Origin of the sequence: Kaistia sp. 32K (assembly GCF_016629525.1) — a bacterium.
Taxonomy (GTDB): Bacteria; Pseudomonadota; Alphaproteobacteria; order Rhizobiales; family Kaistiaceae; genus Kaistia.
The window spans coordinates 1105052-1130614 of record NZ_AP024269.1 but is presented as its reverse complement, the minus strand read 5'-3'; the positions used below and the strand labels follow the sequence as shown (position 1 = coordinate 1130614).

Here is a 25563-nt window from a genome sequence, read left to right as displayed (position 1 = left end):
GCGGCGTGAGCGTCGCCCGGCCATGATCCGACTCGTCAACATTGCGCGCGATTTCTCCACGCGTGTCGGGATCACTCGCGCCCTTCACGGGATCAATCTGGAAGTTCCGGCGGGGCAGATCTTCGGCATCATTGGCGCCTCTGGCGCCGGCAAGTCGACTTTGGTTCGTACCATCAACCTTCTGGAGCGACCGACCGAAGGCGACGTGTTCCTCGGCGATGAGCGGATTACATCGGCGCGGGGCGAGGAGCTAAGACGCCTGCGGCGACGCATTGGCATGGTGTTCCAGCACTTCAATCTCCTGAACTCCCGCACGGTCGCCGGAAACATCGCCTATCCGCTGGAACTCGGCGGCCGCCTCCGCCGCCGCGAAATCGACGCGAAGGTTTCGGGGCTGCTCGCGCGCGTCGGGCTCGTCGAGCATGCCGACAAATATCCGAAACAGCTCTCCGGCGGCCAGCGGCAGCGTGTCGGCATTGCCCGGGCACTGGCCAACGATCCTGAGGTGCTGCTGTGCGACGAAGCGACCAGCGCCCTCGATCCCGTCACGACGCGATCGGTGCTTTCGCTTCTTCGCGAGATCAATCGCGATCTCGGCGTGACGATCGTGCTCATCACGCATGAAATGGAAGTCATTCGCCAGACATGCGATCGCGTGGCGGTGCTCGATCACGGCCGCGTCGTCGAGACCGGGCCGCCCCTCGACGTCTTCCTGCATCCGAAACATCCGGCGACGCTGAAGCTGGTACGCGAGGCCGAGCATCTCGATCCCGTCGTGGATCTGGATCCCGCCGATGCCGGCCGCCTCTACCGGCTGACCCTGACGGGCGAGACCGCGCACAAGCCGGCCCTGAGCCTGACGGCGCGCGAGACGGGCGTGGATTTCGAGATCGTCGAAGGCCGCGTCGGCCATGTCCGCGACGTTCGGTATGCCAAGTTCGTCGTGCGTCTCTTTGGCGGAGATGAGGATAGCGCGGTCAGGTTGCTCCGCCATACCGGCGTCCACGTCGAACGGGTGACGCCGGAGGAAATCGCCGATGCCGTTTGACGCCATCTATTGGAGCGACATCTTTCGCGCGCTCGGCCAGACGCTGGCCATGCTCGCGGGATCGCTTGTTTTCACCGTCCTGTTCGGCCTTCCGCTCGGCATCCTCCTGTTTCTCACCGGCCGGCGCCAGGCGCTGGAGCAGCCGCTGGCCTATGGCGGGATATCGTTTGTTCTCAACATCATCCGCTCGATCCCTTTCATCATCCTGCTGATCGTGCTGATGCCGGTCACGGTGATCGTCACCGGCACCTCGCTCGGCGTGCGTGGCGTCATCTTTCCGCTGGTGGTCGGGACGGCGCCCTTCTTCGCGAGGCTCGTGGAAACGGCTCTGCGCGAGGTCGACAAGGGCATCATCGAGGCGAGTGAATCGATGGGCGCCACGACGGCCCAGACGATTTTCCGTGCCGTGCTTCCCGAGGCCTATCCGAGCCTGGCCGCCGCCATCACGCTCACCGCGGTGGTCCTGATCGACTACACCGCCATGGCCGGCGCCATCGGAGGCGGTGGTCTCGGCGATCTCGCCATCCGCTTTGGCTACCAGCGCTTCAAGACGGAAATCATGCTGGTCTGCGTCACGATCCTGATCGTGCTCGTCCAGCTCATTCAAATGACGGGCGACCGCGTCGTCCGGCGCTTTTCCCGCAGTTGAACCGATCGATCAAAGCAAAAGGAGAATGAGCATGAAAAGCGTACGGTCCATTCTGGCCGCAGCCGCCCTGGCACTCAGCACCTTCACGGGCGCCCATGCGGGTGAAAAGCTCACCGTGGGGGCGACGGCCATTCCCCATGCGGAGATCCTCGAGTTCGTGAAGCCAATCGTCGCCAAGCAGGGTGTCGATCTCGATATTCGAGTCTTCACGGACTACATCCAGCCGAACGCGCAGCTCGTCTCGGGCGAGCTTGACGCGAACTACTATCAGTACCGACCGTTCCTGAATGACTACAACCGTGAACGCGGCACTCAACTTGTGCCGATCGTGCCGGTCCACATTGAGCCTTTCGTCGCCTACTCCACGAAGATCACCTCCGTTGATCAGCTCGCCGACGGCGCGACGGTTGCCATTCCGAACGATCCGGTGAACGGCGGTCGCGGCCTGCTGCTCCTGCAACAGCTCGGCCTCATCAAGGTGAGCGGCAAGGCCGTCCTGACGGCTCCCGACGACAAGCTGCCGACGATCAAGGATGTCACCGAGAATCCGAAGAACCTGAAGATCGTCGAGCTTGAATCGGCAATCCTGCCCCGCGCATTGAGCGAAGTGGATCTTGCGGCGCTCAATGGCAACTATGTTTTCGAGGCCAAGCTCGACCTCTCCAAGTCCCTGCTAATCGATCGCGGCCAGGACGGCTTCAACGTGTGGAGCGAGTATCTCGTGACGCGTCCCGAAAACAAGGATGACAAGGCTATCGGAATTCTCGCCAAGGCCCTCAACAGCGACGAGACGCGCCAGTTCATCGCGGATCACTACAAGGGGCAAATCATCGCTGCCTTCTGATCGCACCGCGAATTCTGCAACTGGACGCCAGCCGCAAGGAGCACGTTGGATGAGTGAAATTGCATCAGCAAAACCCAAGCCGGGAACCGACGGCTGGCTTCCAGAAATACCGGCGGCCCGCGCCCATGTGATCGGCAATGACGAGGAAGCGATCGCCGTTGCCCAGTCGCTGGTTTCCACCTTCGCCAAGGAAGCGGCGGAGCGGGACAGGGAGCGCCGGCTCCCCTTCGCCGAGGTCGACATCTTCTCGCAGAGCGGCCTTTGGGGCATCACCGTGCCGAAGGCGTATGGCGGCGCCGGTGTTTCCTTCGCGACCCTTGGCAAGGTCTTCGCCATCCTGGCGTCTGGCGACGCATCGGTGACGCAGATCGCGCAGAACAACTTCGAGATCCTGGACGTGATCCGGCAGACGGGCTCCGAGGACCAGAAGCGGGAGCTCTTCGGCCTGGTCCTGAAGGGCTATCGGCTCGGCAATGCGTTCTCCGAATTCAAGGGCAAGAACGTCGAGGCCTTCGAGACCCGGCTCACCCGGGATGGCGAAGGTTTCAGGGTGTCCGGCGAAAAGTTCTATTCCACGGGCGCACTGTTCGCGCATCTCGTGCCGATCGTCGCCCTCGATGACGATGGACGTGTCGTAATCGCCGTCGCGGATCGAGCTTCCCCGGGACTGGAGGTCATCAACGACTGGTCGGCGTTCGGGCAGCGCACCACGGCGTCAGGGACCGTGGTGCTGAAGAACGTCTACATTCCGGCCGCTCGCGTCCTGCCGGCTCATCTGGTCTACGAGAACCCGAGCGCCGTCGGCCCGCAGAGCCAGCTTATTCATTCGGCAATTGATATCGGCATAGCGGACGCGGCGATCCGCGAGACCATCGAATTCGTCAGGACCCGGTCGCGTCCCTGGATCGACAGCGGCGAGGATTCCGCATCGGCCGACCTCTACACGATCGCGGCGATCGGCGACCTCAAGATCCGACTGCATGCCGCGGAAGCGCTGCTGGAGCGGGCCGGCCGCATCTTGGACAGAACGATCGTTGAAAATAGCGATGCAGCGATCGCGGAAGCCAAGATCGCGAACGCCGAAGCCAAGGTTCTGTCGACCGAGGTGGCCCTCAGCGCCACCAACAAGCTCTTCGAACTCGCCGGGACCCGCTCGACCCTCGGCCACTACAATCTGGACCGGCTGTGGCGAGATGCCCGGACGCACACGCTGCACGATCCCGTCCGCTGGAAATACCATGCCGTAGGGAATTACTACCTCAACGGCGTGCGACCGCCCCAGCATTCGTGGATTTAGGCGAACATTCTGCGAGTGAAGGACGCCGTTGGCGCCGCAGAAGGATCATCTGATGTTCCGTCCAGCGGGCCCGCGTTCAAGGTACGCTTCGAGCTGAAGGTCTAGCCTCGGTGCAGAAAGGACGGCGAGAAACTGCCTCCCGCCGTCCTCATCCTATCCGCGAGGATGTGCGTGAGGGCATATCAGTCCGCATGCCACGTGCGGATTGCATCGGGCATTGTGAGCGTGTAGCGCTTGATATGAGCAAGGATATAATGCGGCGTTTGCCTCATGGGCGGAAGAGCCGAGAAGGCCTGACGGGCTAAACTTGGGGATGATGGATTTGGTCGCCGACAAGAATGCAGAAAAGGCCATCCCGGCGACCGTGAAGAAGGCGCGCGCTCCCAAGAAGGCCGACAAGGCTTCGCTGACCGACAAGGTCTATAATCTCCTGCGCGCGGAGATCCTGACCTGCGCGCTGGAGCCCGGCCGCGAATTGTCGGAAGCCGAACTGGCACTGCGCTTCGACGTCAGCAAGACGCCCGTCCGCGAGGCCTTGGCGACGCTGCGCTCCGAAGGTTTTGTGCGCACCTTTCCGCGCCGCGGCTATCAGGTCGTGCCGATCACCTTCGGTGACCTGAACAAGCTGTTCGACCTGCGCAAGATCCTGGAAGCCGGCGCCGCCGAACTCGCCTGCGCCCGCATCACCGATGCCGAACTCGACCATCTGCAGAAGCTTGCGGATGTCGTCTATGAGCGCGGCGAGCAGCCGAGCCTGCAGCGCTTCATCAAGGCCAATCGCGACTTCCACTCGGCCATCGCCAAGGCGTCCGGCAATGAACGGCTGCAACTGATGATCACGCGGCAGATCGACGAGTTGGAGCGCTTCTTCTACCTCGGCGCGCGCCTTCGCGACGTCAACAACGAGACGATCAGCGATCACCAGGCGATCGTCGAAGTGCTGCGCTCGCGCGATCCGGTCGCGGCGCGCGAAATCATGATCAAGCACAACGAAATCACCCGCGAGGGCCTGTTCAGGGCCCTCACGAGCTCGCCCGGCTTCGCCCAGATCAGCCTCTAGGCCCCTTCCCTCACCGCCATAGCTCGCCGGTCTGTCGGCGGCCGTATCCTTCCTCCCGACTGCATTCCCAAAACTCCATCATCATCCTGAGGTGCCCGGCAATGCCGGGCCTCGAAGGGGGTCCAGGGAACGCAGCAGCCCCCGCGCGCCGCGAGCGCTACGGCCAAAACGAACCTCACACCGCCTGCTTGTAGCCGAGGGAGAGCGTGCTCATGGCGCGCATGACGGCGGCCTGGGTGGGATCGACGACGGGAAGGCCGAGCCGATCCTCGATCTCGCTCCGATAGCCGCCCATGCTGGCGCAGCCGAGGATCAGGACATCGGCGCCGTCGCGATCGCGCAGTTCGGTGCCGACCTCGACGATGCGGTCGACGACGCCGCTGCCCTGCATCTCGGTAACGCCGATGTCGAGCGGACGGTCGCCAGCGAGCCGGTCCATGTAGCCGAGGCTGCGAACTGAGCGCATGTGGCGGGCGATCGAGCCCTGCTTGATGGCGATGATGCCGAAGCGACGCCCCAGCCCGGTCGCCAGATGAAACGCCGATTCCGCAATGCCCAGAACCGGCCGCTTCAGGTTCTCGCGGGCGAGCGCCAGGCCGGGATCGGAGAAGCAGCCAATGACATAGGCGTCGGCCCGGTTCGCCTCGAAATAGCGCGTGATCGGCAAAACGACGCGCTCGACATGCTCCTGCGTCTCGATGCCGGGAGGGCCCTCCCGCAGCGTCGCGCAGACGATCTCGGGACCGCCCGGCGTGCGTAGGATATCCAGCGCCGCGTCCATCGACTGCGTGACGTCGACCGAGCTGTTGGGGTTGAGAACGAGAATGCGCGTCATGGGAAATGGACCATCGTCAGTTGCGGTAGGGAGCGATCGGCAGGCGCCCCGGACATGCCGGCGTTTCACGGGCGTTTCGGCAGTTCGGAGGGAAGAAGTTGGTATCGTCGAGAGTGACGCCAGCGAGCACGGTATGACCTCATCGAGCGAACGCGAACGTCGCTCGATACATCACAGGAATTTCTTATGAAATATCACAAGGCATGGATTATTCAAGGGGCGACGGCGCCCCGGATCAATCCGCCTGATATCGCGCGACGCGGCCATGCCGAGCGGAGCGACGCGGCTCGTCAGCCGCAACCGGCGCCGGCCGACGGGCATCTTCCCGAAGCAACCTTGCGGCCAACAGGGCGACCTCGCCGCGCTCGCCATGGCGGCCGGTATTCCCATCCTGAAAGAAGCCGCGGCTCGCCTCAGCCGCGTCTTTGGAGGCTATGCGACGCCCCGCTTCGCTTTTGACATCGTCCAACTTCTGCTCGCCCCATAGGCATCCCGCGAGGCATTTTGCCGAGAAATTCAGCAATGAATACCGATATTTGGCCTCATGATATATTTCACAATATTTTCATTGTATTTCATGCTCGGTTGGCTCTAGCTGGACGGGTCCACCGACCCGGGAAGCGTCATTCAGAAGGCGCCCCACAGGAATGGCGAGCCCGCGCTGAAGGGACGGGACCCGCAGCGAGGCGTCCGGAACACCAGAGAGGATCACGATGAAGACCCGTTCGAAATCCACCATCGCAGGCCTCGCCATGGCGGCCTGCCTCGTCGTTGCCGCGGTGCCGGCATCAGCCGACAGCATCGACCTGTCGAGCATGAAGGTCAGCCTCGACGCGCCGAAGCCCTGGCCACTCAAGAACCTAATCGAGCCGGGCAAGATCGTGATCGCCACCAGCGGGCAGACCGAGAAGGAATCCTTCGTCGGCGACAATGGCGAACTTCAGGGCGCCCTCATCGACCTCTGGACCAAGATGGCGGACGATCTCGGCCTCAAGCCTGAATTCGCCAAGGTCGAGTGGCCGGGCGTCATTCCGGGTCTCGTCGCCAACCGCTTCGACCTCGGCTGTGAAGGCGCGCTCTGGACGAATGCGCGCCTGTCCTCGCAGGACTTCTTCCTGACCCGTCCCATCCAGGTTCAGGTCAACGTCGCGATGGTGCGCAAGGATTCGGGCATCCAGTCCTATGCCGACATGGCCGGCAAGAAGCTCGGCGGCGTGAAGGGCGAAGTCGAACTCCAGAGCCTTCTGACCAAGCTCAACGCCTCCCCGGACGGCGTCCTTTCTCTGCCGGGCATCAGCGAAGCCCGTCTGGCGCTGCTCAACAAGCAGATGGACGTGTACGGCACCGGCCTGCACATCGCCGCCGCCGCCATGGAAGGTCCCGATGGTGACAAGTTCACGATCCTGCCCGAGCCCACCTCGGTCGGCGTCGCCAGCTTCTGCGTCAATCACCGCGAGGCCGATCTGCTCAACGCCGTCAATTTCCTGATCGCCCGATATCGCTCCGACGGCACGATGAAGGCCATCAACGAGAAATGGGGCGTGCCGGATACGTCCGGTCTGCTGAGCAAGCTAGCCTACTGATCGGAAAGAGTGATCGCCTTGGACCTTTCAGTCTGGTTGCACCGTGGTCCCTACATTCTGGAAGGTTTCTGGCTGACGCTTGCGTTGATCGTGTCGGTGCTCGCCATCAGCGCGCCCCTGGCGCTGGTGGCGGGTCTCGCCCTCACGGCGAAAAACCGGTGGCTGCGGCTCGCCGTTGCCTGCCTCAGCTGGCTGGCACGGGGCGTGCCGCCGCTGATCATCCTTTTCGGCGCTTATTACATCCTGCCGATCGCCTTCGACTGGCGGCTCGATCCGCTGCCGGCCGCGATCTTCGGCTTCACGCTCTACAACACGTTCATCTGCGCGGAGATCGTCGCCGCTGGCCTGCGCGCGGTGCCGCGCGGCCAGCACGAAGCGATCGCGGCGATGGGCCTTCCGCCGTTTCGGGCGCTGCGCCGCATCATCCTGCCGCAGGCCATGACCGTCATCGTGCCGCCCTACATCTCCAATGCGACCGACATCGTGAAGAGCACCGCGCTTGCCGGTTCGATCGGCGTTATGGAGCTCGTCACCCGGGCCAATCAGGCGATCGTGGCGACCAATCGGCCCTTCGAGATCCTGATCGGCGTCGCGGTCATCTACGGCCTGATCGACGCGGTTCTGATCGCCATTCAGACGTGGTGCGAACGGCACTGGGGCCAAGCCCGGAGGCGCGCGGCATGAATTTCGACACCGCCATCCTGCTCGACAACATCGATCCCCTGATCAAGGGCGTCGAGACGACGATCTGGCTGTTCCTGGCGATCATGGGGCTTTGCACGCCGCTCGCGCTCCTGGTGGCGCTGGCGCGCCTCTCCCGCAACAGGCTGCTGCGGACGGCGGGCGCGACCTATGTCAACGTCATCCGTTCGCTGCCGCTGCTGGTCATCCTCTTCTTCACTTTCTACGGCCTGCCGGCGCTCGGCGTCTTCGTGCCCCCGTTCGTCGCGGCGATGATCGGCCTGACCCTCGTCACCACCGCCTATCTGTCGGAAGATTTTCGTGGCGCGCTGATGGCGGTGCCCCGGGGCCAGTATGAGGCGGCCGAGGCGCTCGGCCTGTCGCCCTGGCGTTTCACCCGCCGCATCCTCGTGCCGCAATCGCTACCCGTGCTCTGCGCGCCCTATTTCACCCGCGCCATCGTGACGATGAAGGCCACCTCGATTGCCTCGATCGTCGCGGTCAACGAACTCACCGCCGAAAGCATGGCCAAGATCACCGAGACCTATCGGTCGGTGGAGTTCCTCGCCTTTGCCGCCGTCGCCTATCTCGCCCTGAGCTCGCTGCTTGCCCTGCTTCAGGCCTGGGTTCAGCGCCGCGTGAGCCTTCCTTGAGCACGACAAGAGACACGCTGATGGATTCCATCGACCCCAACGCTTCCGCCAACCGCAGCCGTTTCATGCTCGAGATCGTCAATCTGCGCAAATCCTGGGGCGAGCAGATGGTCTTGAAGGGGATCGACTTGAGGGTCGAGCCTGGACAGGTGGTCTCCCTCATCGGCGCCTCGGGCTCGGGCAAGTCGACGCTTTTGCGCTGCGTCAACTATCTCGAGACGCCGGATGCCGGCAGCGCCATCCGCATCAATGGCGAGCAGATCGGCAGCGACGATCCGGCCCGCGTATCGGCGCGGCTGTTGCGCCAGCAGCGCGCCCAGGTCGGCATGGTGTTCCAGCATTTCAATCTGTTCCCCAACATGACGGCGCTGCAGAATGTCTGCGAGGCGCCGCTCGCCCACCGTCGCGGCTCGAAGGCCGAGATCCGCGACATGGCGATGGCCCTGCTCGAACGCGTCGGTCTCGCCGAACGCGCCGGCCACTATCCCAGCCAGCTTTCCGGTGGCCAGCAGCAGCGCGTTGCAATCGCGCGCGCGCTCGCCATGAAGCCGAAACTGATGCTGTTCGACGAGGTCACCTCGGCGCTCGACCCGGAGCTGGTCGATGAAGTCCTGAAGGTCATGCGCGAGCTCGGCAAGGACGGCATGACCATGCTAGTCGTCACCCACGAGATGGCTTTCGCCGAGGATGTCGGCGATCGCGTGATCTTTATGGCCGACGGCAGGATTCTCGAGGACGGAACGCCGCGCGACGTCCTGCGCAACCCGCAGCAGGAGCGCACCCACAGCTTCCTCTCCCGCGCCATGCGCAATCGCTGAACGCGAGACAGGGACGGCGCGGCGCAACGCGCAGCTCAGCTACTCCCCTCCCCGCGAGCACGCGTGGAAGGCCTAGTCGGCGGCGGAGCCCTTGATGAAGGCACTGAGCACGGCGTCCAGGTGCTGCTTCATCGCCCGGCCTGCCGCGGCGGTATCCGCAGCCTCGATCGCCGCGTAGATGGCCTCGTGCTCGGTAGCCGTATCGCGCGGGCGATCCGGTCCGACCAGCAGCCTCTCGAAGCGCTCGAACAGGGGCTTGGTCCGATACTCCCACAGCTTGTCGACCACGACCTGATAGGCCGGATTGCCGCTGGCGCGAGCGATCTCGAGATGGAACTCGCGGTCGCCTTCGCGGTAATTCTCCGCGGTCGCCGAAGCAGCCGACGCCTGGAGCGCCATCGCGGCTCGCATGGCATCGAGGTTCTCTTTGCGGTGGTTGGCCGCCGCCAGCTCCGCGATCCGCGGCTCGATGACACGACGCGCTTCGAGGATCTGGATTGGGCCGATGTCTAGGTCACTGGATTGGCGAACCGATCGCTGTTTCCCGGCCAGCACTTCGACGCCATGCCCCTGACGCACGTCGACGCGCCCGGTGACCTCCAGCGCAATCAAGGCCTCGCGGACCGACGTGCGGCTGACGCCAAGCTGTTCAGCGAGCTCGCGTTCGGACGGAAGGAATGTTCCGACCGGAAACAGGCCTTGGTCGATCCGCGTCTCGAGAAGCTCGGCGATCCGACGATAGAGGCGGGTCGTCTCAAGTTGAGGCAGGCGCATATGGGCGATATCCTCACCCTTAGGAGGATTACTCATTTATCTCAATGCCTTAGATGCGCTGTTCGTTCACCTTGTCTGAAGCTAGTCGCGCGACCTGTCGTTGTCCAGCAAGGCAAACGCAGCTTACCCGGTTTCATCATTGACGAGTATGCCTCAATAGGACTAATGATCAAGTGGCTGGACCTGTTGGCCAGCTTGAAGCGACTGACGGCTGACTTACTTTTCTTTCGAAACGTTAGGTCCCTCGATGCACATCGTCCCCGCTGCGCCCACTTTCTCCTACGCAAAAACCGTAAGCCTGGTCTTCTCCAGAGAATAGACCGCTTACACATCGCGCCATGCATCATTTCTTGGATCTGTTCGCTTCGCGCGCAACGGAACGAACAACCGCGCCATGCTGAACCACCGATATTGATCAATAATTCTTACCAACTAGACGAACGAGATCTACATCGGCCCTATCCATAACCTTGACAGGCAAGATCAAGGGGACAATGATCAAATTGCTGGTTGGACCACTAGACCAACAAACCAGAAATAGGGAGCACTCACCTAAGATGTCTACCGCAGCAGCACTCGATGCAGATCCCAAGGCGTGGTTCGTCCACGACCGCTTCGGCGTCTTCCTGCATTGGGGTATCTACTCGCATTCAGGCAAGGAGGCCTCCTGGGGGCTCCAGCGAGGTCTCAATACTTACGCTGATTACGACCGCTATCAGTCAGTCTTCGAAGGCGACCTCTACGATCCGTATGAGTGGGCGCGGCTCCTGCGCCAGGCCGGCATTCGCTATGCGATCCTGGCCACCAAGCATCATGATGGCTTCTCGCTCTGGGATACCGCTTATTCCGACTACAAGATCACGAACTCGCCCGCCGGCCGCGACGTCATCGCGCCTTATGTGGACGCGCTGCGGAAAGAAGGGATCAAGGTAGGGCTCTACTATTCCCTGATCGACTGGCACCACGAGCAATTCCCGATCGACAGCGTCCATCCACTGTGTCGGACCCGCGAAGACCCCAAGACCCCGATGGCGCCGCGCCCCCTCGCCGAAATCGAGGAAATGAACAAGACGCGCGACATGACGATCTACGCCGAGTTCATGCGCAACCAGGTGCGCGAGCTCCTGACGAACTACGGCAAGATCGACCTGATGTGGTTCGACTACTCTTACGAAATCCCGGTGCCTGGCCAGGTGATCCACGAGCGTTGGATGGGCAAGGGAGCCAAGGACTGGGAAAGCGAGAAGCTCCACGCGCTGGCCCGGGAACTGCAGCCCGACATGGTGATCAACAATCGCCTCGGACTTCCCAAGGAAAGCGGGATCCTGCCGGACTTCGATACTCCGGAGCAGTTCATTCCGCAGTCGCGCAAGAAGATGAGCGCCCAGACCATTCCGCAGGAAACCTGCATCGTCTTCTCCGACCAGTGGGCCTATTCGTCGACGGCACGGGCCTTCAACTACGAGAAGGAAGCGGCCCAGATCGTCCAGACCCTGATCCACCTGGTCTCGGTCGGGTCGAACATGCTGTACGGCATCGGCCCGACCGCGCGCGGGCGCTTCAACGACCGCGCGATGGCGGAGCTCGACGTCTATGCGAAGTGGATGGATCTGCATAGCCGAAGCATCTACGGCTGCGGGCCCTCGCAGTTCGATCCCCCGACGGATGCGCGGCTGACGCAGAACGGCAACCGCCTCTATGTCCACCTCTTTGCCTGGCCATTCCGCCACGTGCACCTGCCAGGCCTCGAGGGGAAGATCCGGCACGCGCAGTTCCTCCACGACGGCAGCGACATCAAGATCGCCGATTTCGGCTGGAACTACCTCAACATCGAGAAATTCCGCGACGACGGCATGGTCACGCTCGAGCTTCCGCATGAGCGACCCGATGCAGTTGTTCCGGTGATCGAGATCTTCCTGAAGGACTGATCAAGCACGACGGCCGGGTCGCGAAAGCGCGACCCGGCCGGCTGGGCCATCCAACAACTGGTCCAGGCAAAATCGGATGTGTCGGTTCAACATGGGAGGAGACCATGAACCTTCGACGTCGCACTATCCTGCAGCACGGCGCCGCAATGCTTGCGCTTGCCGTGGCTACGCTCTCATCCGCACCGGCGATTGCAGCCCCCGTTACGCTGCGCTTCTGGGATCTTCAGTGGGGCAATGCCTCCTACCAGGTCGTCGCCCAGCAATTGGTCGATCGGTTCAACAACGAGCATCCCGACATCAAGGTGGAGCTGACGATCGTACCGTGGACGAACTGGTTCGAGACTTTCGTGACCGCCGTCGCCTCGGGCTCCGCTCCCGACGTTTCGACGGGAGCAAGCTTCCAGCCCAACTACTTCCACTCCCAGGATGCCATCCTTCCCATCGATGATCTCATCGAGGCAATGCGGAAGGACGGCAGCCTGGCCGACATCCCCGAGGCCAATCTCGAGACCTATCATGTCGACGGGCACTACATCGCCCTGCCCTGGGCCGTCGACTTCGCGGGCTGGTACTATCGCAAGGACATCCTCGAGAAATTCAACATCCAGGCTCCGACGTCATGGCAGGAATTGCGAGAGGCGGCGAAAGCCGTCACCGGCGATGGCGTCTACGGCATCATGTCCTCGGGGGATCACGACAAGATCCTGATCACGCTTCTGCAGAACAATGACGGCGGCTTCTTCGACGAGGATGGCAAGCCCGATCTCCTGAGCGAGCGAAATCGGGAGACCGTGGAGTTTCTCGCGGCTCTACAGGCGGACGGCTCTGTCGACCGGGCTTCGGTGGGCTACGACGGCAACCATGCGATCCAGGCCTTCATCAGCGGCAAGGCGGCCTTCTACCTTTCGGGGCCATCGCTACTGGCCAACGCCGATGCCGAGACGCAGGCAAAGATCGGCATCCTGCCGCCGCTTGCGGGGCCGCATGGCGACAAGGGCACGGCCGCATGGAACGCCGGCATCATGGCCTACAGCCAGACGCAGCACCCGAAGGAGGCGATGACCTTCATCCGCTGGTGGTCGGAGAACGAAACCCCGCTATGGACCAAGGCGGGTGGCGGCATGCTGCCGGTCCGGGCCTCGATCCGCAAGGATCCGTTCTTCACCGAGAGCCCGATCACCACGATGTATGCCGACCAGTATCTGCCGGTGGCAAAGCCGATCTACAACAAGGCCAAGCAGTCCTTCCCCGAACTCAACGCGGTGGAAGGCGACGGCTTCATCGCCAAGACCGTGCAGCAGATCTGGCAGGGCAAGCCGGTCGATCAGTTGCTCCCGGCTGCCCAGCAGCGCCTCGAAGCCATCGTCAACGGCCAGTAATGTCGACCGTTGTGCGCAGTGACAGGACCAGGCGCCCGCGCGCCCGGTCCTGGTTTGAAACCTGGATCGGCGAAGGATGGCCCTATGTGCTTCCGACGCTGATCCTTCTGGTGGTCGTGGTCGCCTTCCCTCTCGTCTCCGCCATGTATCTGAGCATGACGAAAGGCTCGCTGATGAAGACGAGCGGCTTCGTCGGCTGGGCGAACTACGTCAGCCTCTTCTCCAACCGGGAGTTCCTGAGCGCGCTGAGATTTACGGCGATCTTTGCCGTTACCAGCATCGCCGGCTGCTATGTGTTCGGCCTCGGCATCGCGCTCTTGCTGCAGAAAACCCTGCCGGCTCGGGGCCTGTTGCGCGTGCTGTTCCTGATGCCGTGGGTCATCCCCTCGGTGGTCGCGGTGGCGGGCTGGCGGCAGGTGATCGGCAGCGAGGACGCCCTCGCGAACCTGTTCCTGCGCGCCATCGGGCAGAACACGGTCTACTTCCTGAGCGACGACACCTGGGCCGTCATCTCCGTCATCGTGATCAAGATCTGGCGCAGCATACCGTTCGTCATGCTGTCGCTGCTGGCGGGACTTCAGGCGATCGACCGGTCGCTCTACGAAGCCGCGGCGATAGACGGCGCCAATCGAGTGCAGACGTTTTTCAACGTCACGCTCCCTCAGCTGAAGACGGTCTCGATCGTTCTCAGCCTGATGATGGCGATCTGGTCGGTGAATGATTTCGAGACGGTGTGGCTGCTGACGCAGGGCGGGCCCGGCTATGCGACCCAGAACCTCGTCGTGCTCTCCTACCTCTACACGTTCAAGCGCTCCAATGTCGGCCTTGGCACCGCCATCGCCATCATGACCCTGGTCGTCCTGATGGTCCTCATCGTGATGAGCCTCCGCCAGCAGAGGCAGCCCAAATGAACCGCATGACTTGGTATTCCCGACTATCCCTCAGCGGCGTCGCCTGGGCCGCCGTTGCGCTCATGAACATTCCGGTGATGCTGGTGATCCTGGGGTCGTTCCAGACGACCTCGAACATGTCCAGCACCGCCGGGGTCATTCCGACATCGCTGACCCTGGCCAATTACGAGACTGTGCTCGCGAGAACGCCGTTCTTCACCTATCTCGCGAACAGCCTGACGATCGCCATCGGCACGACCGTGCTGTCCGCCGTTCTGGCGCTGCTGGCAGGCTATGCGATGTCGCGCTATCGCAGCCCGCTGCTGACGGTCTTCTCGTACAGTCTGTTCGTCGTGCAGATGTTTCCGGTCGTGCTGGTTCTCATCCCGGTCTTCCCGATCTTCAGGGAGCTCGGCACGATCAACACGCCGATACCGGTCATCATCCTCTGCACCGTCTTCAACCTGCCCTTCGTCACCTGGATGTCGCGATCCTATTTCGACAGTATCCCCACGGAGATCGAGGAGGCGGCGCGGATCGACGGATGCTCGCAATTGGGGGCGTTGTGGAGGATCGTCATCCCGCTCTCGGGCCCTGGCGTCGCGGTGATCTCCGTCTTCTCGTTCCTCGCCGCGTTCAACGAGTTCTTCATTGCGAGCGTATTTCTGAGGACCGCCAACTCGTTGACTGTTCCCGTCGGAATTCAGATGTTCGTGCAGCAATACACGACCGACTGGGGAAACCTCATGGCGGGCTGCGTACTGATGATGCTGCCGACGCTGATCCTGTTCTTCTTCGCCCAGAGATACATCGTCCACGGCGCGGTCACGGGCGGCGTCAAAGGTTGATCGGCCGGCCGGCTTCCGACGCGGACCTGCCGCCCGTCACAGAGGCCGCGCGCCATGATCGGCTCTGGGACTCGATCGAGTTCGCAGAGCCGAACATTTCCCATATGCCCAAGCAACAGAGGGATGCGGTTGCCGTCCGTCCACATCGTGAGAAGCGCTATAGACTCCGGCCTTTGAGATTGCCTATTTCGCAGCCTATCCTGTCGGGATCGACTACGGGGACCGCATGATCCGGGAAGGATTCGACAGTCTTGGAAAAGACCATTCCTGGCACGGCTTTGCTTCGAAAGCTCTTTGTCGTGCTCGACATCGTGGGACAAAGCCCGGGGGATGTCACGGTCGCCGGCCTCAGCAGCCAGACCGGCTGGCCGCGCGCCACTCTGTATCGCATTTTGAGCGCCGCCACGGCGCACGGCTTCCTCAGGCTTGATCCCAGGAGCAACACCTACACGCTGGGATTCCGCTTCATCGAGCTGGCCCAGAACGTCTGGTCATCCGGAGATCTGGTAACGACGGCCTCGCTCGAGTTGCGGCGATTGCGCGACATCACCGGCGAAACAACGCATCTCGGCGTGCTCCAGGGCGACCAGATGCTGGCCTTGGGCAAGTTCGAGGGTCCGCATCCGCATAAGGACGCCGCGCGGCTCGGCATCAGGAAACCGCTTCATTCCACCAGCCAGGGCAAGGCGGTGCTGGCCTTCCTGCCAGAGCACGACGTCGAGGCACTCATCGCCCGAATGAATTTTCGCTCGAGTACGAAACATTCCATCACGGATCCAGACCTCCTGCGCTCGCAATTACGGATCATTCGCCAGCGTGGCTACGCAATCGACGACGAGGAGGCGGCCATCGGGACGCGTTGCGTGGGTGCGCCGATCCTCGATAGTACCGGCCGCCCCGTGGCCGCTATCAGCCTTGCCGGGCCAACCTATCGCGTAACGAATGAGCGGGTGGAGCGGCTCGGGCCGGAGGTCGCGCAAGTGGCGCACGATATCGCCCAGCTCCTGCGCAATCCGGTTCCGGCTCCGGCGCATCCGGCCGACTGGCCTGCGGCGCATCCGGGCCATCGCGATCCCGCATTGCATGGCGTGTCGCCGAGTTGGGACGCCGGGCGACAGTGCCTGCACTGGGCGGACAGGTTTGCCCCCCGCCTGCATTCGAGCGAAGCGACGACGCGCGCGCATGGCTTCACGTCGGAAGTCGCCATCGATGCGGTAGGACACACAAGTCGGCATGCGGTCGCCTTTGCCAAGGGTGCGCTTCTGTTGGTGGACGGCGACGGATTGGCGCATGAGCGCCGGTTCGAACCGTTGAAGAACCTGACCTGTCTGGCAGTCCGCGCGGATGGAACGCCGTTCGGCGCGATTTATTGCGAATATGAAGCCAGAACCAAGATCGGCACGATCGCCCCCAGCGGCGAGATCGTCGAAAGCTGGAGCCTCGCAGCCCATGTCGAGCATATGGTCTGGTCTCCGGACGGCGGCGCGCTGTACGCCTCCGTGCCGCAACGCGGCCTGATCTATTCGCTGACGCAGGCCTCTCCCAATCCTCGCATTCTGGCTCGAATATCGAAGGCATCGGGCGAACCGCACGGACTGGCTGTGGACGCGGATGGGCGATTGTGGGTGGCGTTATACGATGGATGGAGCATTGCCCGGCTGACCCATGTCGGCGAGATCGACCATGTCATCGCCCTGCCCGTGCCACGGCCCACAGGGCTGGCCTTTTCCGATGGCTCCGACGGCACCCTGCATGTGACGACCGCCCGTATGGATCTGGCGCGAGAGGTTCTGGAGAACGCGCCCTTGTCGGGCCGGCTGCTGACCGTCAAGGCGCCGGTGCGGGGAACCGCGCCGCCGCCGATGAACTATGCGCCGGGCGACGGCTAGTTCAGAATTGCCCCTTTGACGGCGGCGGATTGGAAGGAACAGGCATGAAGATCTTGGCGGCGATCGCGGTCTGGGCGGCTCTGACCGGTCTGGCCCAGGCGGAGAGCATCAATGCGGGCGACCGTCCGACGAACCCGACCAAACCGTTCGTCGCCAAGGAGATCACCCGCTTCGATACGCCCTGGGCCCTCGCCTTCCTGCCGAACGGCAACCTGCTGGTCACCGAAAAGCCCGGCAAGCTCTTCCTGGTGACGCGGAACGGCCGCAAGACCCGGGTCGCCAACGTTCCGAAGGTCGCCGCCGGCGGCCAGAACGGGCTCCTGGACGTCGCCGTGTCGCCCGGCTTCCGGTCGGACGGAAAGATCTACATCACCTATGTCGAGCCGGCCGGAGAAGGCAGCCGGCTGGCGCTGGCGCGCGCCACCCTCGCGACCGCGCCGAACAAGGCCAGCCTGGACGATTTCGAGGTCATCTGGCGGCAGACGCCGGCCGGGGGCGGCGGACAGCCCGGCGGCATCATCGCCTTCGATCCGGCCGGCAAGCACCTCTTCCTGACCGTGGGCGATCGCATGCGGCCAGAGACGGCGCAGGATCCGGCCCAGGCGCGCGGCAAGCTGCTTCGCCTCAACCTGGACGGATCGACGCCGGCCGACAATCCGCATGCCAGGGAGGGCGGCGTGCCGGCGCAGACCTGGACCACCGGCCATCGCAATCCCTACGGCCTCGCCTTCGCGCCGGACGGCGAGCTCTGGCTGCACGAAATGGGCCCGCGCGGCGGCGACGAGCTGAACCGGATCGAGCCCGGCCGCAATTATGGCTGGCCGCTCGTTTCGAACGGCGACAACTACAACGGCACGCCCATCCCGCGCCACGCGACGCGACCGGAATTCACGGCGCCCGTGCTGTACTGGACACCCGTCATCGGCCCGGCGGGTCTTGCCTTCTACGAGGGAACGATGTTCCCGAACTGGCGCGGCTCCGCCTTCATCGGCGGCCTCGCCGCCTCCGCCCTCGTCCGCGTGACCTTCGACGACAAGGGCGGCGCGGACGAAGCCGACCGGTGGGACATGGGCGCCCGGATCCGCGACGTCGCCGTCGGCCCCGACGGCGCGCTCTGGGTCATCGAGGACGACAACCCCGGACGACTGCTGCGCCTGACGCCGAACTAGCGCGGCTAGCCTTCCAGCGCCAACCGCTCCCGGCGGCGTTCCGCCTGGGCGACGGGATCGGGCACCGGCGCCGCCGCCAGCAGCCGTTTGGTATAGTGCTGTCGGGGGGTGCTGGTGACCAAGTCGGCCGGGCCTTGTTCGACGATCTCTCCCTTGTTCATCACAGCCACCCGGTGACTGATCGCACGCACGACGGCAAGGTCATGCGTGATGAAGAGATAGGCGACGCCGGTACGCTCCTGGATCTCGATGAAGAGGTCGAGCACGCGGGCCTGCGTTGACAGGTCGAGGGCGCTGACCGGTTCGTCGCAGACGATCAGCTGCGGATTGATCGCCAGGGCCCGGGCAATGGCAATTCGCTGCCGCTGACCGCCGGAAAACTCGCGCGGCAAGCGGCTGGCGGCATCGGACGGCAGTCTTACCTGGTCGAGCAGCTCCTGAACCCGTCGGCGGGCCTCGACGCCGGAAATACCCTGAACGAGCAAGGGTTCGACCAGGATGTCACCCACCGTGAGCATGGCGTTCAGCGATGTATAGGGATCCTGAAACACCACCTGGATCTCGCGGGACAATTGCTTGCGCCCGGCCCGGCCGAGTTGACTGATCTCGCGACCGAGATAGCGGATGCTGCCGGAGGAGACCTGGGCGAGCCCGAGCACGGCACGCCCCAGCGTGCTTTTGCCGGATCCCGACTCCCCGACCAGACCCAGGGTCTCCCCCGGAGCGATCGAGATCGACACGTTCCGGAGCGCGAGATAGCGCCCGTAGTGGACGACCACGTCCTTCACTTCCAGGAGATCGGAGATCCCGCTCGCATCGTGCAGCGTGTTCAAGACGTGACCTCCTGGGTCAAGGCAAGGGTCTGGCGTGGCGGGCGCGGAACCAGCGGCGGACGAAGGGGTGCGCCCTCCAATGTCGAGCCCAGGAGCGTGCGCGTATAGTCGTGTTGTGGCTGGGCGAAGATGTCGAGAACCGGGCGTTGCTCCACGATCTCACCAGCGCGCATCACCGCGACCCGGTCGCAGAGATCGGCCACGACGCCGAAATTGTGCGTCACCAGGAGCACGCCGAGATTGCGCTCCGCCTTGAGATCGCGAATGAGATCGAGGATCTCGGCCTGCACGGTGACGTCGAGCGCGGTGGTCGGCTCGTCGGCGATCAGCAGGTCGGGATCGCAGGAAAGCGCGCCGGCAATCAGCACGCGCTGCGCCATGCCGCCGCTGATCTGATGCGGATAGCTCCGGAAGGCACGACGCGGATCGGCGATGCCGACGCGCTCGAGCAAGGCCAGGGCCTTTTCCTCGGCCTGCCGACGCGAGAGACCGCCAACCACCTGCAGGGGCTCGCAGAGCTGATCGCCGATCCGGAAGAGCGGATCGAGATTGCTCATAGGCTCCTGCGGGATATAGCCGATGCGCCGGCCGCGGATGGCCTGCATCTGGCTTTCCGGGACATCGATCAGGTTCTGGCCTTCCAGCCAGATGCTGCCGCCGGTTACCTTCCCGCCTTCGGGCAGCAGCCGCAGGATGCTGAGAGCCGTCTGGGTCTTGCCGGACCCAGATTCGCCCACGAGGCCGAGGATCTCGCCGCGGGCAATGGTGAAGCTGACGGATTTCACGACCGTCGTCGTGTTGCCGTCCCGCCCGGCATAGCCGACTGACAGGCCGCTAACCTCCAGCAAGGCGTCGGGTGCGGATTGTGTCGCCGGCGCACTTGCCGATGCCGGAATGGCTGCCGTCCGCCGAACTCGCGGCAGGACGTCATCGCCGTTGAGGGCATCGCGCAGGGCATTGCCGATGAGGATCAGCGAACCGACGGTAACGCCGATCATCACCCCCGGCGGCAGAAGCAGATGTCGGCCAATGTAGATGTTGTTGTAGGCGTCGAGCAGCATGCTGCCCCAGGTCGGGGTGGAAGGATCGCCCAGCCCGATGAATTCGAGGCCGGCCTGCACAACGATCGCGATGCCCCAAACGGAAGCCGCCATGATGATGATCGGCGCGCGGACGACGGGCAGAATGTGCCGCCGAATGATGCGCGCATCGGACAAGCCGGACACGCGCGCGGCGTCGACATAGAGTTCGCTGCGCACCGACAGGACGAGATTGCGCACCAGCCGGAAGAAGTTCGGCGCGATCAGGATGCCCAGCACCACCATGGTGATGAAGATGTTGGGCCCGATCAGCGTGAACATGGCCACGAGCACGATCGTGCCGGGCAGAACGATAAGGAAGTTCGCGAGCCAGTCGCCGACGCGTTCGAACCAGCCGCCGAAATAACCGGCAATCAGGCCGGTGCTGACGCCCAGAGTGGCCGCGACGATGACGGTCAGAAAGGAGCCGGACAGGGTCAGCCGACTGGCATAGATAAGCCGGCTCAGAACGTCGCGTCCCGCCCCGTCGCCACCGAGCCAGAATTCGCCACCCGGCGGCGCCGTGACCAACGCGAGCCGCGTGTAGTTCGGGCCAAAGGGGGCAATCCAGTGCGCGAGCACCGCCGTGAGGACGATGAGAAGAAAAAGCGTGCTGGCAATCAGCGCCAGCGGATTGCTGAGGAACCGCCGAAGCACCGCGCGGCCCCGGGCAACGCTGGGGAGCGAAGGGGCCGAAGCCTGTAGATCCGTCGTGCTCACGCCGCCCTCGCTTTCGGGTTCAACCACGCATTGGCCAGATCGACGAAGAGATTCACGATGACCACGATCAGCACCATGGTGATGAGAACACCCATAATGACCGGAATATCGCCGCGCACCGTGGCTTCGATGGCCAGGGTGCCCATTCCGGGCAGGGCAAAGACCTTCTCGATCATCACGGCTCCGCCGATCATGCCGATGAACTGCAGGGACAGAACGGTGATGGCGGCAGGCGCCGCGTTGCGAAGCGCGTGGCGCAGGATCACACGGCTCTCCGGCAAACCGCGTGCCCGCAGGGTGCGGATATAGTCGCGGTTCAACACGTCGATCAGCGCGCCGCGAACCTGCGCGGCCGCCGAGGCCACGCCGCCGATCACCAGGGCGGTCACCGGCAGGGCGATCGTGCTGAGCCAGCCGAGCGGGGACCGGGTGATCGGGATGAAACCGGTGGCGGGGAAGACGCGCATGGAAATCGCGAAGGTGGCGACCAGAAGCAGGCCTACCCAGAAATTCGGCAGGGCCTCGCCTCCGACCGCGACGATCTGGACGGCCCTGTCCCACCAACCGCGCCGGACGGCGGCAAAGGCGCCCATCGCGATGCTGATGAACGTGCATACCAGGATGGCTGCGAAGACGATGGAGAGAGTGACGCCGAGGCGCGACAGAATCGCATCGGACACGCGCTCGGAGCTGAACCAGGAACGGCCGAAATCGCCCCGGATCGCGCCGGCAAGCCAGTTGCCGTACTGAACCGGCAGCGGTTTATCCAGGCCGAGTTCCGCATTCTTGGCCGCCACCTGCTCCGAGGTGGCCAGCTCTCCCAGGATCGAGCGCGAGATGTTGGCGCCGCCGCTATAGATCAGGACATAGGCCACGGCCGTGATGGCGAGGAGCAGCAGCGCGACAGAAGCGAGTTTTCGGACGACAAAGCCGGTCATCCCCGTTCCTTTCCGAATTGCAGGAGCGACCCCGGAGGGGACCGGGATCGCTCCGTCCGAGAACCGCTGGGAACTACCGCGCCGGCGCGAAGTCGCGGATATAGGGAACGACGTTCTGAGGGTGCATGGTGACCGTCACGTCGGGTGAGGAGAAGTAGACCGCGTCGGCCTGGTACCAGATATTGAACCAGGCATTTTCGGTCACGTACGTGTTGATCTTCTGCATCAGGGCGTCATAGTCCGCGCCGCTGGCGCTGCGGGCCTGGGCGAGCAGTGCATCGAGCTCCGGAGTGGAACTGTCGAAGGGGTTCCACGGACCTGCCGCGGAGATCTGCTTGGTGACATCCCACCACGGATTGCCCGTGCTCAGCGACATCCAAAAGGCGCCATAGCGCTTGGACTGCGCTTCCGTGACGTAGTTCTCCGAGACGACCTTGTCCCACACGACCCGGATCCCGACGTCGGCCAGTTGCTGCGCGATGATCGGGTTCGCGGCGACGGTCGGGTTCTCGGGCAACTTCAACTCGAAGCCGTTCGCATAGCCGGCCTCGGCCAGCAGCGCACGAGCCTTGTCCGGGTCGAAGGGATAACGCTTGTCGAGCTCGGGCAGATAGGCAGCGCTGTTCAGCTGGAACACCTGCGTCGAATGATGGCCTAGTTTGCGCTGGATGGCGGCAAGCAGACCCTCGCCGTCGATGGCATAGTTGATCGCCTGCCGCACCCGCACATCGGCCAGGGCCGGTACCAGCACGCCGTTGCGATCGGCGAGGATCAAGCCGTGCCGGTCGATCGGCGTGCGATTGACAACAAGACCCGAAGACTCGGCCTCGGCCGCGGTCTGGGCCGTGCCCTGCGCGCCATTGACCTGACCGGAGCGCAAGGCGTTCATCCGGGCGGTGATTTCGCCCATGGGGATCAGAACGACCTCGTCATAGGGAAAGGCGTCCCGGTTCCAGTAGTCGGGGTTCCGCACAAAGGTGTATCGCGCGCCCCGCGTGGAATTGCCGGTGTCCAGCACATAGGGCCCTGAGCCGACGGGAACGGAGATGATCTCCTCTTTGCCCAGGGCAGCCGGACTGCCCATGACGCCGCCGGCCATGGTGAGGTAGGTGAGCTGGGCCGGATTGGCGGCGCTCAAGTGCAGTTCGACCGTAAGGTCGTCGACGATCACGATGTCGGCGACCGAGCCGACCATGAAGCTGTTCTGGCCGCTTCCGCCGCGCAGATGCTCGACATTGGCCTTGACCGCGGCGGCGTTGAACGGCGTTCCATCCGTGAACTTCACGCCCGGCCGCAGCTTCAGGGTCAGGACCGTGTTGTCCTTGCTGTACTCATAGCTCTCGGCCAGATTGCCGGTGATGGAGCCGTCGGGCCGCATCAGCAGCAGCGTGTCGTAGACGGCCGACCAATACTGGGCCCTCGGTCCGTTCTCGACGATGGCCGGGTCGAAGGAGCCGTTGTCGAGCGCGACCGCCAGCGTCAGGGTTTCGGCGGCGCTGCCCGCCGTCATCATTCCCAACAGGGCAAAGGCGAGCGTGGCGCGACGTGGCAGGGCTTGCCGGGACTTCGGTAGCTTGAACATCATCATGGGCGGCTTCCTCCTGCTTGTTGTCATTGATCGCGAACGACAGCCCGGCGGCGGATGGCGCCCGCCGCCGGGCTTCCTTCATCACTGAGTCTGGATGTTCAGGCTCTTAATGAGGTCGACCATATTGAGAAGCGGATCGAACTCGTGAGCGCCGAGCGGCTCCGCGCCCGTCATGCGGCTGAACGGGGTCATGCGCACGCGCTCGGTTTCATTCAGCAACTGCTTGAGCGAGCTCGGATACTTCACATTGATCATGCGCTCGAACACGGTCATGAGACGCTGGACAAGCCGTGTCTGCTCGTCGTCGCGGGTGCCGTTGGCGCAGAGCCAGACCAGCAGCTCCGGCGCGAGGGTCGAGGCATAGCCGGAGTGGCCCGAGCCGCCCATCTGCATGGATTCGATCACCGAGGAGATCTGTCCATTGTAGAACCGCATCGGCGTGCCGCGCGAGACATCGAGCTTGGCCTTCATGTCCGGCACGGAATGGCTGACGTCCTTATGGAAGACGAAGCGGCCGGAATTGGCGGCCCATTCGTAAACCGTCGTCGGGACGAGGCGCTTCCAGGGCGTCGGGCACTCGTAGAAACCGAGCGGGATATCGCCGGTTCCGTCGACGATGCGCTTGAGATTGCCGCTCCACTGCGCTTCGGACGCACCCTGCGGTCCCAGATGATTGGTGAGCAGACAAACGGCGTCGGCGCCCACATCGGCGATCTGCTTGATCGAGACGATTTCTTCTTCCGGCGACGCGCCGAACGTGCCCGTCGCAATGACGGCGGCGCGGCCATTGGTGCGCTTCACCACCCGGGCAGCCAGCTCGACGCGCTCCTCGGCCGTCAGGAACTCGACCTCGCTTGAGCGGCAGTTGGTGAAGAGGCCGCGGCAACCCGCGTCGATATACCAGTCGGTCAGGCGATCCACGCCGTCCCAGTCAATCGCGCCGCTCCACGTCATCGGCGTCAGCATGACCGGCCAGACGGCGTTGGTTCTCAAATGTTCGCTGATCATCTCATGTCCGTTCTATCTGCAACTCGCCAGGGAAGCCGGGCAAAGCTCGCCCGTCGGCCGGCAACGCATTCGCTGCCGCACCCAAAATCCCAAAGGTTCCGGTCTATCCCCCAAAGGCAGCTTGTGCTCGCCTTGGACAAAGTTGTTGCATGGGCCGCCGCGCGAGAAAAGTCTCGCGCCGAGGCCCCAGCCGATCCTGTCTCACAATGTGAACTGCGGCCTACGCGCCGGGCGGCTCGTTGCGATCGCGACAGACAGTCATCCGCCGCTAAAACGATGCGAGCCTGGACGCCGCATCCTTCAACCCGACGCCGCTGATGCCGGTGGCAAGCATGTTGCGCACCAGCGCGGCGATCGCGTCGGCGGCAAGGGGGATCGCCATGCCGCCGTCACGGATGTTGGAAACGCAGTTGCGCCGCGAATCCGGCGTGCCGCTCTTCGGACCATAGGTGATGTAGGCCCCGAGGCTGTCCGCCGCCGAGAGGCCGGGCCGCTCGCCGATCAGTGTGACGGAGACCCGGGCGGCGAGCGCCTCGCCGACCGGATCGCCCAGCGCCACGCGGGCCTGGCTGGCCAGCACGACCGGGGCGAGCGACAGGCCCTTCTGCCGGAACAAACCCGATAATGCCTCGATGAGCGGCACCGCATTGATCTCGACGGCACTCGACGACAATCCGTCCCCGACGACGATCACCACATCCGCCGCACCATGCTGGGCCTTCGCGGCCCGCAAAGCCTGCTGCGAGCGTTCCGAAAGCCGACGGCCGAGATCCGGCCGGCGGATATAGACGCTGCGCGCCTCCGCCAGGCTCTCAACCTCGACCACATCAAACCCGAGCGCCTGGACGCGTGCTCCCAGCCCCTGGCGGTCGGCCGCCGTCCAGACGGCTTCGCGGGCGCGGGCATGGTCGAGCAGGAAGGCGAGCTGCGCCTTGGTCGGCAGGCCGGCGCCGAAACGCCCGAGCGCCACCCGCGCATCCGTCATCGCCTTCAGATCGAGGCCGCGCTCGCCCGCGGCCGGCGCCTCGGCAGCCATATCTGCGGTGACATCC

At 63.9% G+C, this 25563-nt stretch carries 23 protein-coding genes; 15 read left to right on the top strand and 8 right to left on the bottom strand.

Annotation, left to right across the window (positions count from 1 at the left end; genetic code table 11):
- The first annotated feature begins 22 nt into the window (after nt 1-22).
- The 5 genes from K32_RS04915 (at nt 23) to K32_RS04895 (ending at nt 4898) form a co-directional block, all read left to right on the top strand.
- Nucleotides 23-1048: a methionine ABC transporter ATP-binding protein gene (locus K32_RS04915; protein WP_201402960.1), complete on the top strand. Its 1026-nt coding sequence runs from the start codon at nt 23-25 to the stop codon at nt 1046-1048.
- Nucleotides 1038-1697: a methionine ABC transporter permease gene (locus K32_RS04910; protein ID WP_201402959.1), complete on the top strand. Its 660-nt coding sequence runs from the start codon at nt 1038-1040 to the stop codon at nt 1695-1697. Before K32_RS04915 ends, K32_RS04910 begins: the two co-directional genes overlap by 11 nt.
- 31 nt (nt 1698-1728) lie before the next feature.
- Nucleotides 1729-2541: a MetQ/NlpA family ABC transporter substrate-binding protein gene (locus K32_RS04905; protein WP_201402958.1), complete on the top strand. Its 813-nt coding sequence runs from the start codon at nt 1729-1731 to the stop codon at nt 2539-2541.
- A 49-nt stretch (nt 2542-2590) separates the two neighbouring features.
- Nucleotides 2591-3838 carry an SfnB family sulfur acquisition oxidoreductase gene (locus tag K32_RS04900; RefSeq protein ID WP_201404348.1) on the top strand — a complete coding sequence of 416 codons (1248 nt, stop codon included), beginning with the start codon at nt 2591-2593 and terminating at the stop codon, nt 3836-3838.
- 313 nt (nt 3839-4151) lie between these two features.
- Complete coding sequence (locus K32_RS04895; RefSeq protein ID WP_244669849.1) at nt 4152-4898, top strand: GntR family transcriptional regulator; 747 nt, start codon at nt 4152-4154, stop codon at nt 4896-4898.
- A gap of 175 nt (nt 4899-5073) precedes the next feature.
- Here the strand turns inward: K32_RS04895 and K32_RS04890 are convergent, their stop codons facing one another.
- Nucleotides 5074-5733: an aspartate/glutamate racemase family protein gene (locus K32_RS04890; RefSeq protein WP_201402957.1), complete on the bottom strand. Its 660-nt coding sequence runs from the start codon at nt 5731-5733 to the stop codon at nt 5074-5076.
- A gap of 713 nt (nt 5734-6446) precedes the next feature.
- Between K32_RS04890 and K32_RS04885 the strand changes: the two genes are divergently transcribed.
- The 4 genes from K32_RS04885 (at nt 6447) to K32_RS04870 (ending at nt 9468) form a co-directional block, all read left to right on the top strand.
- A complete protein-coding gene (locus K32_RS04885; RefSeq protein ID WP_201402956.1) occupies nt 6447-7316 on the top strand; it encodes an ABC transporter substrate-binding protein in 870 nt (289 codons plus the stop codon).
- Nucleotides 7317-7334: 18 nt separating this feature from the next.
- Nucleotides 7335-8000 carry an amino acid ABC transporter permease gene (locus K32_RS04880; RefSeq protein ID WP_201402955.1) on the top strand — a complete coding sequence of 222 codons (666 nt, stop codon included), beginning with the start codon at nt 7335-7337 and terminating at the stop codon, nt 7998-8000.
- On the top strand, nt 7997-8650 hold the full coding sequence (locus tag K32_RS04875; protein ID WP_201402954.1) for an amino acid ABC transporter permease: 654 nt from the start codon (nt 7997-7999) through the stop codon (nt 8648-8650). Before K32_RS04880 ends, K32_RS04875 begins: the two co-directional genes overlap by 4 nt.
- Nucleotides 8651-8715: 65 nt before the next feature.
- The gene (locus K32_RS04870) at nt 8716-9468 is read left to right on the top strand and encodes an amino acid ABC transporter ATP-binding protein (RefSeq protein WP_201404346.1); all 753 of its coding nucleotides are present in this window, start codon (nt 8716-8718) and stop codon (nt 9466-9468) included.
- A 72-nt stretch (nt 9469-9540) separates the two neighbouring features.
- Here the strand turns inward: K32_RS04870 and K32_RS04865 are convergent, their stop codons facing one another.
- Entirely contained in the window at nt 9541-10242 is a 702-nt protein-coding gene (locus tag K32_RS04865; RefSeq protein WP_201402953.1) for a FadR/GntR family transcriptional regulator, read from the bottom strand.
- Between the two features lie 494 nt (nt 10243-10736).
- Here K32_RS04865 and K32_RS04860 point away from each other — a divergent pair, with 494 nt between their 5' ends.
- The 6 genes from K32_RS04860 to K32_RS04835 all read left to right on the top strand — a co-directional run bounded on the left by K32_RS04860 (nt 10737) and on the right by K32_RS04835 (nt 18345).
- Entirely contained in the window at nt 10737-12170 is a 1434-nt protein-coding gene (locus K32_RS04860; protein ID WP_244669847.1) for an alpha-L-fucosidase, read from the top strand.
- A gap of 104 nt (nt 12171-12274) precedes the next feature.
- On the top strand, nt 12275-13549 hold the full coding sequence (locus K32_RS04855; RefSeq protein WP_201402952.1) for an ABC transporter substrate-binding protein: 1275 nt from the start codon (nt 12275-12277) through the stop codon (nt 13547-13549).
- An 86-nt stretch (nt 13550-13635) separates the two neighbouring features.
- A complete protein-coding gene (locus K32_RS04850; protein WP_244669845.1) occupies nt 13636-14460 on the top strand; it encodes a carbohydrate ABC transporter permease in 825 nt (274 codons plus the stop codon).
- Nucleotides 14457-15287 carry a carbohydrate ABC transporter permease gene (locus K32_RS04845; protein ID WP_201402950.1) on the top strand — a complete coding sequence of 277 codons (831 nt, stop codon included), beginning with the start codon at nt 14457-14459 and terminating at the stop codon, nt 15285-15287. The genes K32_RS04850 and K32_RS04845 overlap by 4 nt, the downstream gene beginning before the upstream one ends.
- Nucleotides 15288-15538: 251 nt before the next feature.
- Nucleotides 15539-17176: an IclR family transcriptional regulator C-terminal domain-containing protein gene (locus K32_RS04840; protein ID WP_201402949.1), complete on the top strand. Its 1638-nt coding sequence runs from the start codon at nt 15539-15541 to the stop codon at nt 17174-17176.
- Between the two features lie 44 nt (nt 17177-17220).
- Nucleotides 17221-18345, top strand: coding sequence for a PQQ-dependent sugar dehydrogenase (locus K32_RS04835; protein ID WP_201402948.1), 1125 nt, complete (start codon nt 17221-17223; stop codon nt 18343-18345).
- A 5-nt stretch (nt 18346-18350) separates the two neighbouring features.
- Here K32_RS04835 and K32_RS04830 read toward each other — a convergent pair whose 3' ends face one another.
- The 6 genes from K32_RS04830 to eutC form a co-directional block, all read right to left on the bottom strand.
- Nucleotides 18351-19178: an ATP-binding cassette domain-containing protein gene (locus K32_RS04830; RefSeq protein WP_244669843.1), complete on the bottom strand. Its 828-nt coding sequence runs from the start codon at nt 19176-19178 to the stop codon at nt 18351-18353.
- Complete coding sequence (locus tag K32_RS04825) at nt 19175-20977, bottom strand: dipeptide/oligopeptide/nickel ABC transporter permease/ATP-binding protein (protein WP_201402947.1); 1803 nt, start codon at nt 20975-20977, stop codon at nt 19175-19177. The genes K32_RS04830 and K32_RS04825 overlap by 4 nt, the downstream gene beginning before the upstream one ends.
- Nucleotides 20974-21915: an ABC transporter permease gene (locus K32_RS04820; protein WP_201402946.1), complete on the bottom strand. Its 942-nt coding sequence runs from the start codon at nt 21913-21915 to the stop codon at nt 20974-20976. Before K32_RS04820 ends, K32_RS04825 begins: the two co-directional genes overlap by 4 nt.
- A gap of 73 nt (nt 21916-21988) precedes the next feature.
- The gene (locus K32_RS04815) at nt 21989-23503 is read right to left on the bottom strand and encodes an ABC transporter substrate-binding protein (RefSeq protein WP_201402945.1); all 1515 of its coding nucleotides are present in this window, start codon (nt 23501-23503) and stop codon (nt 21989-21991) included.
- 81 nt (nt 23504-23584) lie between these two features.
- On the bottom strand, nt 23585-24511 hold the full coding sequence (locus K32_RS04810; RefSeq protein ID WP_201402944.1) for a dihydrodipicolinate synthase family protein: 927 nt from the start codon (nt 24509-24511) through the stop codon (nt 23585-23587).
- A 268-nt stretch (nt 24512-24779) separates the two neighbouring features.
- Nucleotides 24780-25547 carry an ethanolamine ammonia-lyase subunit EutC gene (eutC, locus tag K32_RS04805; RefSeq protein ID WP_201404343.1) on the bottom strand — a complete coding sequence of 256 codons (768 nt, stop codon included), beginning with the start codon at nt 25545-25547 and terminating at the stop codon, nt 24780-24782.
- Nucleotides 25548-25563: the final 16 nt, after the last annotated feature.